Source organism: Croceitalea sp. MTPC5 (assembly GCF_036985505.1).
Classification (GTDB): Bacteria; Bacteroidota; Bacteroidia; order Flavobacteriales; family Flavobacteriaceae; genus Croceitalea.
The window spans coordinates 455849-470893 of sequence record NZ_BTGQ01000001.1 but is presented as its reverse complement, the minus strand read 5'-3'; the positions used below and the strand labels follow the sequence as shown (position 1 = coordinate 470893).

General features: G+C 41.0%; 12 protein-coding genes. 6 read left to right on the top strand and 6 right to left on the bottom strand.

Features of this window, described 5'->3' with window-relative positions:
* Positions 1–165 precede the first annotated feature (165 nt).
* Complete coding sequence (locus AACM45_RS02160; protein WP_339141179.1) at positions 166–894, top strand: nitroreductase family protein; 729 nt, start codon at positions 166–168, stop codon at positions 892–894.
* Here the strand turns inward: AACM45_RS02160 and AACM45_RS02155 are convergent.
* From AACM45_RS02155 to AACM45_RS02140, 4 genes are read right to left on the bottom strand one after another with little or no spacing between them, the layout of a single operon-like run.
* Positions 891–1730, bottom strand: coding sequence for a 5-oxoprolinase subunit C family protein (locus tag AACM45_RS02155; RefSeq protein WP_339140420.1), 840 nt, complete (start codon positions 1728–1730; stop codon positions 891–893). The two genes, AACM45_RS02160 and AACM45_RS02155, sit on opposite strands and share 4 nt — an antisense overlap.
* On the bottom strand, positions 1723–2454 hold the full coding sequence (gene pxpB / locus AACM45_RS02150) for a 5-oxoprolinase subunit PxpB (protein WP_339140419.1): 732 nt from the start codon (positions 2452–2454) through the stop codon (positions 1723–1725). Before pxpB ends, AACM45_RS02155 begins: the two co-directional genes overlap by 8 nt.
* Positions 2451–3194, bottom strand: coding sequence for a 5-oxoprolinase subunit PxpA (gene pxpA, locus AACM45_RS02145; protein ID WP_339140418.1), 744 nt, complete (start codon positions 3192–3194; stop codon positions 2451–2453). Before pxpA ends, pxpB begins: the two co-directional genes overlap by 4 nt.
* Positions 3195–4388: an Nramp family divalent metal transporter gene (locus AACM45_RS02140; protein ID WP_339140417.1), complete on the bottom strand. Its 1194-nt coding sequence runs from the start codon at positions 4386–4388 to the stop codon at positions 3195–3197. It abuts the gene before it with no gap.
* A gap of 178 nt (positions 4389–4566) precedes the next feature.
* Here AACM45_RS02140 and AACM45_RS02135 point away from each other — a divergent pair, with 178 nt between their 5' ends.
* The 5 genes from AACM45_RS02135 (at position 4567) to AACM45_RS02115 (ending at position 11609) form a co-directional block, all read left to right on the top strand.
* On the top strand, positions 4567–5010 hold the full coding sequence (locus AACM45_RS02135) for a hypothetical protein (RefSeq protein WP_339140416.1): 444 nt from the start codon (positions 4567–4569) through the stop codon (positions 5008–5010).
* A 62-nt stretch (positions 5011–5072) separates the two neighbouring features.
* Positions 5073–6968 carry a glycoside hydrolase family 2 protein gene (locus AACM45_RS02130; RefSeq protein WP_339140415.1) on the top strand — a complete coding sequence of 632 codons (1896 nt, stop codon included), beginning with the start codon at positions 5073–5075 and terminating at the stop codon, positions 6966–6968.
* A gap of 170 nt (positions 6969–7138) precedes the next feature.
* Entirely contained in the window at positions 7139–8566 is a 1428-nt protein-coding gene (locus tag AACM45_RS02125) for a transporter substrate-binding domain-containing protein (protein WP_339140414.1), read from the top strand.
* Between the two features lie 305 nt (positions 8567–8871).
* Positions 8872–10602: an amidohydrolase gene (locus AACM45_RS02120; protein ID WP_339140413.1), complete on the top strand. Its 1731-nt coding sequence runs from the start codon at positions 8872–8874 to the stop codon at positions 10600–10602.
* Positions 10603–10607: 5 nt separating this feature from the next.
* Positions 10608–11609, top strand: a complete 1002-nt coding sequence (locus AACM45_RS02115) for a metal-dependent hydrolase (protein WP_339140412.1) — start codon at positions 10608–10610, stop codon at positions 11607–11609.
* Positions 11610–11695: 86 nt separating this feature from the next.
* On the opposite strand, the gene AACM45_RS02110 is transcribed toward AACM45_RS02115, so the two are convergent.
* Positions 11696–13231, bottom strand: coding sequence for a YifB family Mg chelatase-like AAA ATPase (locus AACM45_RS02110; RefSeq protein WP_339140411.1), 1536 nt, complete (start codon positions 13229–13231; stop codon positions 11696–11698).
* 41 nt (positions 13232–13272) lie between these two features.
* Positions 13273–15042, bottom strand: a complete 1770-nt coding sequence (locus tag AACM45_RS02105) for a hypothetical protein (protein ID WP_339140410.1) — start codon at positions 15040–15042, stop codon at positions 13273–13275.
* Positions 15043–15045: the final 3 nt, after the last annotated feature.

Genomic DNA, 15045 nt, shown 5'->3' with positions numbered 1-15045 from the left:
TGTCAGTATATCAATAAAATAACCTTATTTAAAATACCATATCCACTCCTTGGGCCAAAGCATTGTTTTTATTGATATGCCTACCGTAACCGTTCTTTTTCAATTGAAACGATTACTATTTTGTACGCCCTGATTCAGACTTCAACATTTACTATTTTTGATGCCATGGAAAAAACAGTGACCGAAGCAATCGCATATAGACGTTCCGTTAGGGTCTATGATCAAGAAAAGGAAATAAGCGCGGACAGGGTAAAAGCATGTATTAAGAATGCCACCTTAGCTGCCACGAGCAGTAATCTTCAGCTCTGGGAATTCTATCACATCTTGGATGGGGAACTACTTCATAAAATGACCAAAGCATGCCTCGGGCAGAATGCCGCAAAATACGCTAAGCAAATGGTAGTGGTAGTCACACGAAAAGACTTGTGGCGAGAACGCGCAAAGGCCAATGTAGATTTCATAAAATCCAACATTGGTGATAAAAGCCCTTCAGCCTATAGTAGGCGTGAGAAGTTTGCCCTTGCCTATTACCAAAAGTTGATTCCGACCGTATATTTTGATGTTCTTGGGATAATGGGATGGATAAAGTATTTGGTTTTTCAAGTCATCGGTTTATTCAAACCTATTTACAGGCAAGTACGTAAAGCTGACATGCGTATTGTAGCCCATAAAAGTGCTGGATTGGCAGCACAGAACTTCATGATCAGTATGGCAGCCATTGGTTATGATACCTGCCCTATGGAAGGAAGTGATACCCTGCGAATCAAAAAACTACTGGGCCTACCGTTCGGGGCAGAGATAAACATGGTCATTAGCTGTGGTATTAGGTCTGAAAATGGTATCTATGGCGACCGATTCCGTGTTCCGTTCGAAAAGGTATATCACAAGGTCTAGGTCAATTTAAAACTAATGCCATCACCTGCCCTTTTTTGTGCTAAAACACAAATTGCTTCCTCACTTAATTGTAATATTCTAGGGTACCCCCCCGTAGTTTGACCATCTTTCATCAAAATAATCAACTTCCCCGCCGGTGTTACTTGTACCGTGCCGGCCAAGGTTGCGGAAGTTAGCATGCTATTGGTATGTTTTGGAAGGTGTTCATTAAGTTGATAGGCCATTCTATTATTTTCTTTGGCGACGGTAAATTCTTTCGAGAAAAGTAGTTTTAACTGTTCGTCACTTAACATCCCATATTCGGGTCCTTTTTGCACTTTTAGTTGCCGATCCTGAAAATAAGAGCCTATTTTCAAGGCAGTGATCTTTGGTTTGAAATTAGCCGCTTCCTCAAATACAAGTTCTTCAAATTCTGCTATACATTTAGCGGAGGTAAGCGGCAGGTACTGCGAAGAACTGCCCAATACCACCTCAGTCTTAAAGCCACCTTTTACGGCCAAGTACCCACGAAATCCAGATTCCAATCTCCCGTATGAAAGAATATCACCTTTTTGAACCTCATGTACCATATAATTGGTAATCGGTTCATTGTTTAGGGTGGCCGATAGTTCGGCACCGGTCAAGCAGATAAAAGTCCTATTCTCAAAAAGCAAGGTAGGCCCTGTCATCGTAATCTCTAAAACAGGGGCATTATGTGGATTTTCCAATAATAGATTGGCTTTGTCTAGGGCTTTTTTATCCATTGCTCCAGAGATTGGAACGCCCTTATTGCGGTAGCCAAAACGACCGTTGTCTTGAATGGACGTAAAAAAACCGGATTTCAACACTTTAACCATTCAAGGGGATTTTCTCAGGTTCATAAATACCCACTTCACCCTCAATCTTATAGAGTTGATGTTCTGCTTTTGAGATCGGTTTGAATTTTATTTTATCACCAACACTGACAAAACAGGGTTTTTCAGCTTTTACGTTGAACATTGGAATGGGACAGTTTCCAATAATATTCCACCCTCCGGGAGAATCTTGCGGATAAATACCTGTTTGTTTTCCTGCCAAACCCACTGCTCCTTTACCGACCTTTAATCGAGGTGTGGCCTTTCTATTGATTTCAAGATTTTTAGGCAAACCTCCCAAATACATAAAACCAGGTAAAAACCCTATGCCAAAGACCGTGTATTCATATGAGGAATGTCTCTCGACCAGTTCATTAAGACTAATATTGAGTTTCGCCGCTACGTCTTCGGCATCAATGCCAAACTCCAAATCATAACAAACGGGTAATGTCCAAAGAAAGCGATCCGCTTTGGCCCCATAATCCAATTCAGCATATAATCGGGCCAATGTATTTTCGACCTTTTGAAATTCAATGCTATCTACATTATTTATCAAAGTCAACGAGTTGTAGGCAGGTACCACCTCCCAAGAAGCATCAAACTCCATTTGCAAAAGTCGGTTGAACTGCAAGATATCTTCTAGAATCTTTTCGTCTACCACAGCAGGCCACTCCATTAATATGGCGCTTTCGCCAAATGGCCGTATGATAATGGGGTAACTTTTCACTTGCTGATATTGACTTGGTGTTTGGGTAATTCAGTAGAAAGATACATCAATATTTCGAAAGCCGAACTGGTATCACCATGTATACAGAAGGTATCTGCCTTAATTTCCATTCGTTTACCAGAAGGTGTCTGTATACTACTTTCTTTAACCATGCGTAAGATGTGTTTTAAAACCGCCTCTGGCTTTGTAATGAGTGCCTTCGCTGAGCTTCTGGGGAGTAAATTCAGGCCGTCACTATAGTTTCTATCGGCAAAGGCCTCATATTTTATCCTGAAACCTTGTTTTAATGCTTCCTTGGCAATTACGGTGTTATAGGGAACATATAAATGGCATTTATCCCTATAGGCCGAAACCGATTCTAAATATACTTTGGCCAAACTAATATCTTTTGCCATATTATTATAGAGTGCCCCGTGCGCTTTTATATGATGAAAAGTAGCTTTTTCCGCTATCGTAATACGTTCGAACAACTGCAACTGATCCCTTATACTCCTTTTTAAGGCATGGGGGGTAATGTCCATACTGGAACGTCCGAAATTTATACGATCGGGATAACTTGGGTGTGCCCCAATTTTAACCTGATGCATTTTCGCCAACTGTATCACTTCCTTTATGGTCGCTTCATCACCTGCATGCCCGCCACAAGCAATATTACAAGAGCTGGTCAAGGGAAGTAATTGTGCCTCGTTACCGATTCCCTCACCTACATCACAGTTGATATCTATAGCTATCCTTTCCATTTAAAATAATCCAAATACCTTCAACACGCTTTTCAGGCCCAAAAAAAATGCAACGCCAACGATCGCAAATCCCATGATGTTTTGAAGCATTGTATTCTTATAAGGCCCCATGACCTTGGTGTTATTGACCATCCAAATCAATAGTATGGCGATTACCGGTAATAAGATTCCATTGGCGATTTGTGCGAACTTGATAATTTCAATTGGTTTGATGTCAAAAGAAAGGAACAACACCCCTATCACCAAAATCAGCAACCAAACGATTCTAAAACGCCAATCTTTCAATTCCGCGTTCCAACCAAAACAGTTATTGGTAACGTAAGCTGCGGCCAATGGTGCCGTAATGGACGAGGTAATCCCCGCAGCAAATAGTCCTAAACCCATACAATATTGTGCCGCTTCACCATATAAAGGCTCCAATCCCTTGGCCAAATCCATGACGCCGGCAACCTCTTTGGTCTCCATGGCCGCCGCTGCGATGATAATACAAGAAGAAACGAGCCCGCCAAGTCCAATTGACAATACGGTATCCCATCTTGCGGTTTTTAGGTCGTTTTTCGATTTCCACTTCTCATTGACCAATGAAGCATGTAGAAAAAGGTTATAAGGCACGACCGTTGTGCCTATCAAGGCGATCACGGTCAGCAGACTTTCATTAGGTAAACTTGGCACGAACAATCCCTTGAGCAACAAACCCAGTTGGGGCTTGGTCAAGATAGCCGTTATGATAAACGACAGGCTCATCAAAAAAATCAATCCTAAAAAGACCTTTTCGATCACTTTATAATTCCCCATCCATAGGGGGATAAAAGCACAAAACCCTATGATAAAAGGATACAGGGTATTATGGTTCGTACCGAAAAGTGCTTCCAATCCTAAAACGGCCCCTCCGATATTACCCCCTTCGTAAGCGGCATTGCCCACCAAAATAGCCCCTAGTACAATTGTGATGACCAAGATCCTCACCCATCTTACCGTCAATTGTCCTTTAATGCTCGTTGCAAGTCCTTTTTGGGTAATGATCCCCAACCGAGACGACATTTCCTGCAGCACCATGGTAGCCACAATGGAAAGTAACATGGCCCATAATAGCGCATATCCGAAACCCACCCCGGCCAAAGTACAGGCGGTGATCGTACCCGGACCGATAAATGCGGCCGCCACCAAAACCCCAGGCCCTATTTTTTTAAACATCGTTAAAAATTTTCACCACACAAAATAGCAGTTTCCCAACAGGCTACCTTGCATTTTATCTAAAAAAATGCATTTCATCTAAAAAGTGGGTGTCATACATCGAACCGATATACGAATTAAAAAATGTCAAAGTTATAATAGTCCCAAATTGACAAATTGACCAAACTGACCTACTTACATGGCATGTATAGATTGTAATAAAAATATTGGCTATGATACGTTTAAAAATTCAACCGAAACCTTAGGGGTTGAATTATGTGAGCGTCATACCCGACTTATTGAAAAAGTAATCGCGGAAAACAATACCCCCGTTGAAGCCATTCAACTCTTTTACGCATTAAAAGAGGCCGGGGCCAACCCTATGTTAGAATGGTGGGATGGCCAGAAATCCATAGATATTGCAATCTCAAGGGTAAAGCTCAACATTGAAATCGACACCGATTATCAGATGATTACCCATGAACAGGCCATCAACGATCTTGAAGAGGCCATGCATTCTTTTAAGAATGGGTTTACCACGATTCGTATTCCACACGTAGTCATCAAATACTATCTTAAAGATACCGTAAACAACGTTTTGGGCATCATACAGGGGTTACGGGCGAATATCAAGGTTATTTAATTCTGAGGACCTACATTTAGTGAGATTTTGGTAACTTGACCAAGACCAATCATACTGACTAAATGAAATTATATAGCATCCACAGGCATTTTCCGGCACACTTATGCAAAGTATACAAACGTAATCTCAGTATAACGGTCGTTGTGATGGCCATGACCTATTTACCAACCGCTGCCCAGTATGAGGTTGCCGTTCCACAAAATGTATTCAACCGAAAAAAAACTTCGCTAAATGGCGATTGGAATTATTTCGTAGACCGCTATGAAGCGTTTTATTACGACTTCGTACGGGTACCTTTTGATTCTTCTTCGTTGGGCAAAAGGGATTTTGCAGCGCTTGATGGTAAAGCGAAGAACAAGACGGAACGCTATGAATATAGCTTTGAAGGGAGTGAAAAAATCAGGGTTCCTGGTGATTGGAACAGTCAGGCAAAAGAATTGCTCTATTACGAAGGCTCCATATGGTATAGAAAAGGTTTTGATTTAAAGGAAATAAGGCAAAACCAAAAGTTGCTATTGCATTTCGGTGCCGCTAATTATCGTGCCGATGTTTATGTGAATGGTGAAAAGGCCGGTGTACATATCGGTGGTTTTACCCCGTTTGCATTTGACATTTCAACATTGGTTAAAGCAGGTGAAAATTCGTTAGTGGTCAGAGTTGATAACAAAAGAGCCAAAGAAGCCGTGCCAACCGATGTTACCGATTGGTGGAATTATGGTGGAATCACAAGGGATGTTTCATTACTTGAATTCCCTAAAGTATTCATACAAGACTACCATGTTCAGCTTAACCCCGAAAAATCAGATGAACTATATGGATATGTGGAGTTATCAGAATCTTACTCAGGTCCCGTTTATTTACGTTCGAAAGATTTAAAGGTCACGATAACACTCGACTTTAAGAATCAAAAGAAAGTCTTTTTCAATAAAAAACTAACGAGAAGTTTTATCCGATGGAGTCCACAGCAGCCAAAGCTATATGATTTTGAGCTAAGTGTTTCTGAAGATAAGGTATCTGATAAAATCGGGCTTCGAACAATCACTACCAAAGGCAATCAATTGTTGCTCAATGGTAAGCCCCTTTTTTTGAGGGGAATATGTGCCCATGAAGAAAACCCTATCAGGGGTGGCCGAAATACCTCAAAGGAAGATGCCTTGCAATTGTTCAAATGGGCGAAAGACTTGAATGCCAATTATATGCGTTTGGCGCACTACCCTCATAATGAATACATGCCCAGAATTGCAGACTCATTGGGCATATTATTGTGGGAAGAGATTCCGGTGTATTGGACCATAGATTGGACCAATGATGCTACGTATCAAAATGCAGAAAAACAGCTTACCGATATGATAGCAAGGGATCGCAATCGCTCTAGCGTAATTGTTTGGTCATTGGCCAACGAAACGCCCAATACGGACGAAAGATTGGTTTTTTTAAAAAAAATAGCGGCAAAAACGAAATCTTTGGATAGTACAAGGCTACTTTCAGCGGCACTTTTCAAACAAAATTTAGGTAACAGTGCCTATACGATTTCAGACCCTTTCGCACAGTACTCTGATATTGTTAGTTTTAACCAATACTTGGGTTGGTACGAGGGTACCCCTGATGTTTTGGCCAAAGCTTCTTTTAGCCTTTCCGAAAAAAAACCTGTAATCGTTAGTGAGTTTGGAGCTGGCGCCAAATATGGGTTTCGGGCAGATAACTTAACGAGGTGGTCTGAAGATTATCAGAACTATCTATACCAAGAAACCTTGGGGTTTTTGGATAGGATTCCAAATTTGGTCGGTTTTTCCCCCTGGATATTGGCTGATTTCAGAAGCCCCCGAAGGCAGCTACCTAATATTCAAGATGGATGGAATCGAAAAGGCCTGGTCAGCCAAGAAGGTAAATACAAACAAGCCTTCTATACACTTCAAGAGTACTATAAAGCCAAAAAGGATACTTATGAAGGGCATTAATTGGCGAAAATGGTCAAACACTATAGGGCTTAGCAACAAATCAGGGATATTGAAGGGGTTGAATTACCCCACAACGGTACAATCTGGAGTTTTAACCCCTGAAACCTTAAATTCAATTTCTAATTATAGTCTTTGTGTATCAGTTTTTAATACCCTTGATAAATAGCAAAATGAAATTACGCTATTTTTTTTTCGGGATTTGTCTTGTCACTTTTCTAAGTTGTAAAAAAGATAAGACCTCAGTCAAACAAACTACTGAAACACCTATTACGAGAGACCTTTCTGAAATAAAGAAAGATGGCAAATTAAAGGTTTTGATTGCTTACAGTGGAACAAGTTATTTTCTATATCGGGGGCGCCCCATGGGGTATGAATACGAACTGCTCGAGCACCTTGCCGAGCATTTGGATTTGGAATTGGAAATCATCATTTCCAATGATCTAGACGAATTGCTGACCAGTTTAAAAGCTGGTGATGCGGATCTTGTGGCTTACGGATTGGCAATTACCAATGATAGAAAAAAATTGGCCGCCTTTACCGATTACCTCTATGTGACAGAACAGGTTTTGGTACAAAAAAAGCCGGTAAACTGGCGTAAAATGACTCTTGACGATATCAAAAAAAGTATCGTTCAAAATCCCTTGGAGCTGATTGGGGATACCGTATCGGTAAGAAAAAATACTTCTTATTATAAGAGGTTAAGGAATCTCTCAACCGAAATGGGAGGTGAAATCATCATAGACACTTTACAAGGCAATCTTTCAACCGCCGAGATTATTAAAATGGTCGTCGATGGTAAAATCAAATATACCATTGCAGATAAAAACCTGGCAACAATCAATGCCTCATATTTTCCCATATTGGATACCGGGGTTCCCGTCAGTTTTTCACAACGCATTGCTTGGGCAGTACGACCAAATGCTACCGAATTATTGGATGCAACAAATTCTTGGATAAGGGACTTCAAGAAAAAAGCGGAATACAATGTGCTGTACAACAAATACTTTAAAAATAAACGTCGGTTCAAAAAACGGGTGAAAAGCGAGTTTTACAGCATAAATACCAACGAAATCAGTCCGTATGACGATATCATCAAAAAGAATTCAGAAACCATCGGTTGGGATTGGCGGTTGATCGCTGCCCTTATCTATCAAGAGTCCCGTTTTGAAAATGAGGCCAGCGCATGGTCAGGTGCTGAGGGATTAATGCAAATGATGCCAGGTACGGCTGAAGACCTAGGGGTTACCGATCGCTTAAATCCGAATGAAAATATCCGTGGTGGCGTGACCTACCTCAAACAGTTGCATGACGGTCACGCCGATATCAATGACAGCATCGAACGTATCAAGTTTACACTTGCCGCTTATAATTGTGGTTATTTTCATGTAAAAGATGCGCAGAAATTGGCAGAATTAAATGGATTGAACCCACAGGTTTGGGACAACCATGTTGCTGAAATGATTTTGGCCCTTTCGTACCCCAAAAACTATGCTCGAAAAGAAATCAAATATGGTTATGTAAATGGATTGGAACCGTTTAATTATGTCAATGACATTTTTGAACGTTATAACCACTATATCAAGTTTATCAAAGAGTAAGTCTTGATATCCCTCTTGATTCACACTGCTATCTTTAAACTACCGCCGTCAGTAAATAGTCCCCTAATTCCCATATATGATTACGCTGTAAACGTCTAGTCAAGCGCAGTCAAGACTGCTTCGATATTATTAGAAAGTTTTCGAATGCGCTCGAACGGACACGAAATTATTTTTAAAACACTGGTCAATAATGACATACGGTTTTGTCGTAATATGATTTATCTACTAATCGCTATCAAATTATATAAATCCTTCTATTTTGATGATTATTTAATTGTAAATTAAACCGATTAAAACCAACATTCATGAAATTTAGAAGTCTAACGCGATGCCTACTTGCATTCATCTTAATTGTATTTTTCTCATGTTCAGAAAACAAAAAAGAAGCGGCCACACTACTCATTCATGGCGGACCGATTTATACGGTTGATACTACAAAGTCTAAGGTCGAAGCCGTTGCGATAAAGAACAATATCATATTGTTTGCTGGAAGCATGGAGGAAGCCGAAGCTTATCAAGTAGAAGATACCGAAGTGCTCGATTTAAAAGGAAAAACCATGACTCCAGGATTAATTGAGGGTCATGGTCATTTTATGGGTTTGGGGTACAATGAACTGAACCTTGATTTGATCAATACTACAAGCTATCAAGAAATCATTGATGCCGTTGCTGAAAAAGTAAAGACCGTAAAACCGGGGGAATGGATATTAGGCAGGGGTTGGCACCAAAGTAAATGGGTCGAAATGCCAGAAAATTTGGTCAATGGTTTTCAAACCCATGACAGGTTAAGTGAAGTATCTCATGATAATCCCGTCTATTTGGGCCATGCAAGCGGCCATGCCGGATTTGCAAATGCCAAAGCCATGGAAATTGCCGGGCTTCAAGTACTTTCAAAAGAGGGCATCGATAAATTCACCATTGAAGGTGGTGAGGTAATGCGTGACGGGTTGGGTAGGCCCACAGGGATTTTTAATGAACGTGCCCAAACACTGATTACCAAACACATTCCTGAAACGACCGCAGAAAGAAATAATCAAGCATTCGAATTGGCAGTAGCGGCATGCCATAGAAACGGTATAACAGGTTTTCATGATGCCGGTATCGGTAGGGAGACCATTGCGCTCTATGAACAAATGAAAACATCCAATAAAATGAACGTACGTTTGTACTGCATGCTGACCGGATGGGATAAGGATTTACTAACCGAATGGTACAAGAGAGGCCCTATGATAGATTCCGACAATACATTTACCATACGTTCAGTGAAACTAAACTGTGATGGAGCCTTAGGTTCAAGGGGGGCTTGGTTATTAGATGAATATTCAGATCGACCCGGTCACTTTGGTCATGAGACCCTACCCATGCCCTTTGTCAAAGAAACCGCTTTAAACGGTCTACGAAATGGGTTTCAAGTTTGTGCCCATGCAATCGGTGATCGTGCCAATAAAGAAATATTGGACCGTTACGAGTATGCATTCAATGAATTGCCCAATATGGTTGACGACCATCGTTTTCGAATAGAACATGCACAACATTTGCACCCCGACGATATTCCAAGATTTGCCGCTTTAGGGGTCATACCAGCGATGCAAGCGGTCCATTTGTCCTCAGACCGACCATGGGCTATAGACCGCTTGGGTGAAAAACGAATAAAAGAAGGCGCCTACATGTGGCAAACCTTACTAAAAAGTGGCGTTCCCATTGTAAATGGTACTGACGTGCCCGTTGAACCCTTGAATCCGATAGCTAGTTTATATGCCAGTTTTACGAGAAAAACATTGAAGGGCCTGCCTGATGAAGGTTATGAACCCGAAGAGCGGATGACACGGGAACAGGCCTTGAGGTCTTACACCCTAGATGCGGCATATGGGGCATTCGAAGAAAACATAAAGGGTTCCATTACACCCGGAAAATTAGCGGATTTCACGATTTATAATCAAGACTTAATGACCGTTTCTGAAGATAAGTTTTTAGGAACCGAAGTGATGATGACCATCTACGATGGTAAGATCGTTTATAACAAAATCGCCGATTAGAAGGATTGGACTCGTTGACCCAAATAGTACTAGGTGCTGCCGCTGGTGAGGCCGTTTTAGGTAAAAAAGTAGGGAACAAAGCCATGTTTTGGGGTGCCGTAGCGGGTACCATTCCTGATTTGGACGTCATGGCCAATTTTTTCACTGATACCGTATCGGCTATTGAGATTCACCGTGGATTTAGCCATTCCATCTTCTTTGCGATACTAGGTGCACCCATCTTTGGTTGGCTGGTTTGGCTACTTTATAAAAAACAAAAAGCCACTTGGAAAGATTGGTCATGGCTATTCTTTTGGGGACTCTTCACACATCCCCTATTGGATGCTTTTACCACTTGGGGCACGCAATTGTTTTGGCCACTTAAAATACGATTGGCCTTTCAATCCATTTTTGTGATAGACCCATTGTACACCTTACCCTTTTTAGTGCTTTTGATATTGGCCATGCGGCACGCCAAGGGCAGTAAAAAAAGAAAACGGTTCAATAAATTGGGACTGCTGCTCAGTACCCTATATCTGGCGATAGGATTACTTTTAAAAGGCTTTGCCTATCAAGAATTCGTAACCGCCCTAGAGGAACAAGGTATTGCCTATCGCGAAATCGATACCAGGCCCTCCCCTTTCAATACCATGCTTTGGATGGCAAATGTTGAACTGGAAGAGTCTTATTTAATAGGAACGTATTCCCTTTTTGATTCCAAACCGATATCATATCGACAAATTCCAAAGAACCATCATGTATTGGAAGTTCTCAAATATGAGGATAAGATACAGCGACTTATCACAATTACCGAAGGCTGGTACGCCATGACTAAAAAAGGCGATAATATCTTTTTTAACGATTTACGGTTTGGGCTATTAAGTTTAGACCCCAATGAGGAACAGTTTGCCTTTTCGTACGAACTTAAAGAGACCGAAAACGGACTTGAAGTAAATGAAGTACCCAAATTTCGTGAGGATGGCAAAAAGTTGATTTTCGCTTTATGGGAGCGAATTAAAGGAAACTAAAGTATGTTTGCTACAAATACGAAATTCTAAATTTAAAAGTTACTTCGACTGCGCTCAGTTTGACACCACAAGACAAGCGATGAAACCTACCCCAACCAACCCTCGCGATCCAAAGAGCGATATTGAATGGCCTCGCTGATATGATTCCCCGTAATTGACACGACACCTTCCAAGTCGGCAATGGTACGGGCTACTTTTAGAATTCTATCGTAAGCACGTGCAGAGAGATTTAAACGTTCCATCGCATTTTTAAGCAACTCTTTGGAGTCCGTATCCAAAACACAGAACGTCCTTATCTGTTTGGTGCTCATTTGGGCATTGTAGTGTATATTTTCAAAAGCTGCAAATCGATTAGTTTGTATTTCCCGTGCAGCGGTTACCCTTTTACGAATTTCAACACTCCCCTCGCCTTTTCTATCATCAGAAAGCTTTTCAAAAGGTACTGGGGTCACTTCGATATGGATGTCAATTCGATCTAACAACGGCCCTGAGATTTTACTTAGATACCGTTGCATTTCGGCTGGCGAAGAAGTAACAGGGGCGTCTGGATCGTTAAAATACCCTCCAGGACTCGGGTTCATACTGGCCACCAACATAAAACTACTAGGGTAGGTCACTGTAAATCGAGCTCTTGAGATGGTCACTTCCCGATCCTCTAAAGGCTGTCGCATCACTTCTAATACCCCTCGTTTAAATTCTGGTAGTTCATCTAGAAACAACACCCCATTATGCGAAAGCGATATCTCACCTGGTTGTGGATAGGCACCACCCCCGACCAGGGCAACATCTGAAATGGTGTGATGGGGAGAACGAAAAGGGCGTTGGCTCATTAAGCCCATATTTTTTACTTTACCAACCACACTATGAATCTTGGTAGTCTCTAAAGCCTCATGCAAGGTCATTGGCGGCAAAATTGATGGCAACCGTTTTGCCAACATCGTCTTACCCGCACCAGGAGGGCCTATCAGAATAATGTTGTGTCCCCCGGCGGCGGCTATTTCCATACAGCGTTTGATACTTTCTTGGCCCTTTACATCAGAAAAATCAAATTCTGGGAAATCCAAACTCTTGTAAAACTCGGCCCTGGTATCAATGATGGTTTGCTCTAAAGGTTTTTCTTTATCAAAAAACTCAATGACCTCTTTTATAGTATCAACACCATAGACTTGTAGACCATTGACTATGGCGGCCTCTTTGGCATTTTCTTTTGGTAAGATAAACCCTTTATAACCTTCTTCTTTGGCCTTTATGGCGATGGGTAAGGCCCCTTTAATGGGTTGTACCGTGCCATCCAATGAAAGCTCCCCCATAATCAAGTACTTCTCAATGTCTTCGGATTTAATTTGATTGGAGGCCGCCAAAATGCCCAAAGCTAAAGTCAAATCATAGGCGGAACCTTCTTTGCGAAGATCGGCCGGTGCCATATTGATCGTTATCTTCTTCCCGGGAATTTTATAACCATTATTCTGAAGTGCTGCGGCAATACGATAATTACTTTCTTTAATGGCGTTGTCGGGCAGGCCTACCAAATGGTATCCAATTCCCTTATCAATATTGACCTCAACGGTAACAGTAGTGGCTTCCACCCCGAAAACGGCACTACCAAAGACTTTAATGAGCATAGTTCGTGATTGTGTTCTAAACCATTATCTATAAGGTTAAATCAGGGTTCCAACCCGACTGAAATTGTCTTTTTCAAGGAAATTGGCTTACCATACGTCGTATACCCTTCTAAAACAATCTCAAAATCACCTGATAGGTCGGAAGTAAAGAACTCATATTCATAATTGTTACCATCAACCACAATATTAGGCTGCCAGAATAAGACCCTTCGATAATCTGGAATTCGATCTAGCCCCACATTATTTGGCTCGTCATATTTTTGCTTAAAATAATTCTTAACAGGAAATAAAGGTTTAAGATCTGACCTTGACATATTCTTTCCTTCATAGGTCTCATAAAAATCATTATCAAAAGTTTCAATCGAAACAATACCTTGATACATTCCTCCGCCCATTTGAAACTGATCGCGAACGACACGAATACGCTCAATCAAAGTGGCATCAAAATCCCTGATGGTTTTTGGATTCGGAATAAATACCCCGTCAATCAAAACTATGGATGGAAAAGAATTGAAATCTTCGTCATAACGCTCAAAGTCTTGGGCTACCCTTATAAAATGACCATATTTGGAATTTCTTCTAAAACCGACGTTTTCAACAATTTCAACCAAGGTTTCCTCTAGGGTCGGAAAACGTGTATACTCATCCAAAAGCACTGTTTCAGGTATTCCACCATCAAAAGAATCTATGGGGTCTTTAAGAAGGATAGAGTCTGGTTTCGCCTTGAAAAACTGATTCTCAACTTGATTTTGAATACTGCGTTCTAAAATCAAATCTTTAAAATCAGATGAAAAATTATAGGCCCTGAACGTCAATGACTCCAGCTCAGGAGGGTTTTTGGCACCCATTACCAGATCGACGGATAAGCTATCGTTCAATGGTTGCACTATCGGCGTTGGAACCTTATAATCTTTGCGCAAATAGCTGTAAAACGTACCAGATTCATTGGTATTTGCAAATTTCAATAAAAACTCCTGACCTGGCATGGTTATGACCGTCGTAATATTAGGTACGGGTTTTCCATCTTCCTTGTCAAACACCCTACCAAATATTAATTCGCCACGTTGTTCAGGTAAGAAGATACTATCGCCCACTTTTTGGTCAATCGCCTTCTTTAATTTTGGTGCATTTCTCGCATCTACAACAGCACGTTTTGCCCCTTTCTTGGTAAAGTCGTTTTTCTTGGATACCGATATGTGGTACGTACCATTCCCTAAATACGATTTGTAATTTTTTAAACTTAATTTGACCAATGCCCTTGTACCATAATTCACTTTATCGGTCTGTAGTTCTAAAGTTGCGGAATCTGATACGATTGTTCGTAAATCGGCATCCATATTGGAGGGTTCCCCATTTTGGCCCAAAAATTCGGATTGGTTCGCCAAATAGGGATTAATAATGACCACATCATCTTGAAAAAATTGATCGATCCCTGCATTCCGTATCCAATTCGTATAGGCAATCAATTTATAATTGCCAGATCTCAGTTCTGAAGGAATAAAAAAGTCACCTTCAGCCATGCCCTTTTCAAGTTTTAACTTATGTTCAAACATGATATCGCCATCTTTATCCACCAATAACACATACGCGATCTTACTAATCGTACTGGTTCTTCCACTTTGCGCGTTCATCACATGTATGGAATAATTTAAATATTCCCCCGGAAACAATACCGCTCCCGTATGGTGCATAAAAACGCGTTCTAAAGGGGTACGTTGTAATGCCAAGAGTTCTGAACCATCTGAAATTACATATTGTGAATTTCCATAAAGGGCCAATAAGAGAAACAGTACTGCTGCTATTTTTTTCATATG

What these genes read in the sequence shown, in the direction of transcription:
- AACM45_RS02160 (WP_339141179.1), top strand. Translation starts at nt 166, where the DNA reads ATGGAAAAAACAGTGACCGAAGCAATCGCATATAGACGTTCCGTTAGG.
- AACM45_RS02155 (WP_339140420.1), bottom strand. Translation starts at nt 1,730, where the DNA reads ATGGTTAAAGTGTTGAAATCCGGTTTTTTTACGTCCATTCAAGACAAC.
- pxpA (WP_339140418.1), bottom strand. Translation starts at nt 3,194, where the DNA reads ATGGAAAGGATAGCTATAGATATCAACTGTGATGTAGGTGAGGGAATC.
- AACM45_RS02140 (WP_339140417.1), bottom strand. Translation starts at nt 4,388, where the DNA reads ATGTTTAAAAAAATAGGGCCTGGGGTTTTGGTGGCGGCCGCATTTATC.
- AACM45_RS02135 (WP_339140416.1), top strand. Translation starts at nt 4,567, where the DNA reads ATGGCATGTATAGATTGTAATAAAAATATTGGCTATGATACGTTTAAA.
- AACM45_RS02130 (WP_339140415.1), top strand. Translation starts at nt 5,073, where the DNA reads ATGAAATTATATAGCATCCACAGGCATTTTCCGGCACACTTATGCAAA.
- AACM45_RS02125 (WP_339140414.1), top strand. Translation starts at nt 7,139, where the DNA reads ATGAAATTACGCTATTTTTTTTTCGGGATTTGTCTTGTCACTTTTCTA.
- AACM45_RS02120 (WP_339140413.1), top strand. Translation starts at nt 8,872, where the DNA reads ATGAAATTTAGAAGTCTAACGCGATGCCTACTTGCATTCATCTTAATT.
- AACM45_RS02110 (WP_339140411.1), bottom strand. Translation starts at nt 13,231, where the DNA reads ATGCTCATTAAAGTCTTTGGTAGTGCCGTTTTCGGGGTGGAAGCCACT.
- AACM45_RS02105 (WP_339140410.1), bottom strand. Translation starts at nt 15,042, where the DNA reads ATGAAAAAAATAGCAGCAGTACTGTTTCTCTTATTGGCCCTTTATGGA.